Genomic DNA, 2,323 nt, shown 5'->3' with positions numbered 1-2,323 from the left:
CCAAAAGTGACCCGCTGTAAGAGCGGAACCATAGGTGGCCGTTACCGAAGAAACGGATATGTACTCAACCCACCCCACCCACCCCAACAGAACCCTCTGCACAAGGTATGTACATACTCAAGCTCTATTGGCGAAACACGCGCATTGAGACTAGCGTCTTGAGTACGGGATGTACTCACCGGCAGGAGGAAAATAAGCATGCGTGTTCTACTGCGGATCGTGTTGTTATTGAAAGTGCTGGCACTGGCGTCCCTGGGGATATCGTCAGCCTGGGCGCATCAGCCGGCGCAGGGCGAGATGCTATTGGCCGCTACAGGGGACCAGACCTGGAAGGACACAGGCAAGACCAGCGGTACCAAGGAAAGCAATTCCGGAAGCTGGAAGCCGCAAACCAGCACCACCAGCAGTGATGACGCCGAGAACCCGGATAACGAGGGTGAAGACAGCCAAACCTACGATGATGGCAATAGTTGAGTGCGCCGCCGGACTGCGCTGGCGAAAACCCTGCTTGGGGACTAACTTCAACGCTGGCGGCGGAAAAAGGCTGTCGTGCGGGATTTACTTACTGACTGGACGGAAATCGACCATGAGTATCTTTCAACGTGTGGTGCTGTTGCTCAAAGTGCTGGTGATGTTGTCGCTGGGCATGTCCTCCGCGTGGGCCACGACGGCCGTGCAAAGCCATTCCACGGGGTTTGTGGCAGCGAAGACGGTACAGGCAGGTGGTTGGCAGCTGGCCAAAAGTGAATCCGAGCCTGGTGACGAGGACCAGGGCGGCTCCAAGGATGATGATGATCAACAAACACCCCCGGATGACGATGATAGCGATGCGGGTGATGGTGACAGCGACACTTGAGACACGCTGTAAAACCCACTCGATGCCCTGGATTTAAACCCGGGGCTTTTTTTTGATTGAAACATGAGTGAATAACATCAAAAGAGTCTGGGGTGAGGCGGCCGCAGGTTGCGTGTTTCCTTATTGTCTACTGTCGGATTTGACAGTAGACGTTGGTCAATCCTCCTTCTATTTTTAGTGGACGAGAAGTAGCTCTTCTTTCAAATCCATAAGGTGGAAGGAGTTATCTATGTCAGTTGAACAAACGGTATCCGTAGGCGAGCTGATATTTAGCGTTGACGGAAAGGTTTTTGATTCGAGTCGTGTTGGGATGTATAGATCCAGCTCTTACATCGTATTGACGGGGGCCGGCGGTAAAGGGGTTGAAGGTGGGGCCATTCAGTTGTGGTTTCACGGTAGTAAAGAAATCTGGGAGATGGACGCGCCGTTAAATGCCAATGTGGTCGCTGAATATATTCCCAACTCCTATAACCGATATAAGTGGAACGGGATCGCCGGTAAAGTCAGTGCCTTTGTGAGCGAGAGGCGGGAGTTGGCAATTGTGGCATTCAAGTTCACGGCCAAACATCCTAGCCTTCCCCATACTCATGAAATAGAAGGATTTGTACGTTGTAAGGCGTTTGATACTGCCCAAAAAGATTCCATTCGTGAGGATTAAGTACGCGTCACTGGGCATGTCTGCGGCGTGGGCCAATACGGCTGTGCAAGGCCGATGATGATCAACAAACACCCCCGGATGACGATGATAGCGATGCAGGTGATGGTGACAGCGCGCTAAAAAAAGCCCCTCAAACCGGACAGATGCGCTATCCGGCGAGAGGGGCTGTAGAACACAGTCGATGCCCTGGACTTAGCCCCAGAGCATTTTTTGTGGGTCAGGCCACGAACTGTTCCGCGTAGTGGCAAGCCACCTGGCGGTTGTCGAGTGGCCGCAACAGTGGCTCGTCGGTGCTGCACAGTTGGGTCGCGTACGGGCAGCGCTTGTGGAAGGCGCAGCCAGATGGCGGGTTCAGCGGGTTGGGCAGCTCGCCGACGATCTTGATCTTCGGCTTGTTCGGGTCCGGATGAATGGTCGGGGTCGCCGATAGCAGCGCCTGGGTGTATTGGGATCCACGCCCACCGGGCGGCCGAGGTACATCACCATCACGTCATCGGCGACGTGTTGCACCACCGCGAGGGCCTTGCCGGCTTCCAGTTCAAACGACATACCATTGAGGGCGCGCGCCAGGGCGTGGCCCTTGAACAGGTCACGGGACACTTCGTAGTGACGGGTCAGGTCGCGGGCGGTAAGTACGACGACCATTACGCCAACTCCTGATTCAGCGGGTAGAAGCAGCCGGCGAGGCTGTTGCTTTTCGGTGCTGTGGCGAAGCCCAAGAAAAACGGCGCTTCCCATTTCTGGGTAAGTGCCATTTCTCCTTAAGTGAACAGCATTGAGGTAGAAGGGGGCTTTAGAGGACATTCAGA

Annotated in this window: 3 protein-coding genes and 1 pseudogene; 3 read left to right on the top strand and 1 reads right to left on the bottom strand. The window is 54.8% G+C overall.

The annotated features are described in order from the left end of the window. Positions 1–198: 198 nt before the first annotated feature. The 3 genes from SNL23_RS25300 (at position 199) to SNL23_RS25290 (ending at position 1,514) form a co-directional block, all read left to right on the top strand. Positions 199–474: a hypothetical protein gene (locus SNL23_RS25300; RefSeq protein ID WP_318303971.1), complete on the top strand. Its 276-nt coding sequence runs from the start codon at positions 199–201 to the stop codon at positions 472–474. A 112-nt stretch (positions 475–586) separates the two neighbouring features. Then, positions 587–856 (top strand): hypothetical protein, encoded by a 270-nt coding sequence (locus SNL23_RS25295; protein ID WP_167665268.1) that lies wholly within the window; start codon positions 587–589, stop codon positions 854–856. 229 nt (positions 857–1,085) lie between these two features. Next, positions 1,086–1,514 carry a hypothetical protein gene (locus SNL23_RS25290; protein WP_318303970.1) on the top strand — a complete coding sequence of 143 codons (429 nt, stop codon included), beginning with the start codon at positions 1,086–1,088 and terminating at the stop codon, positions 1,512–1,514. Positions 1,515–1,731: 217 nt separating this feature from the next. Here SNL23_RS25290 and SNL23_RS25285 read toward each other — a convergent pair. Further along, positions 1,732–2,033, bottom strand: a pseudogene (locus SNL23_RS25285) (oligopeptide/dipeptide ABC transporter ATP-binding protein); the annotation flags it as partial. Positions 2,034–2,323 lie beyond the last annotated feature (290 nt).

The organism is Pseudomonas sp. SED1 (assembly GCF_034044025.1).
Lineage (GTDB): Bacteria > Pseudomonadota > Gammaproteobacteria > Pseudomonadales > Pseudomonadaceae > Aquipseudomonas.
This window is presented reverse-complemented; position numbering and strand designations above follow the sequence as displayed.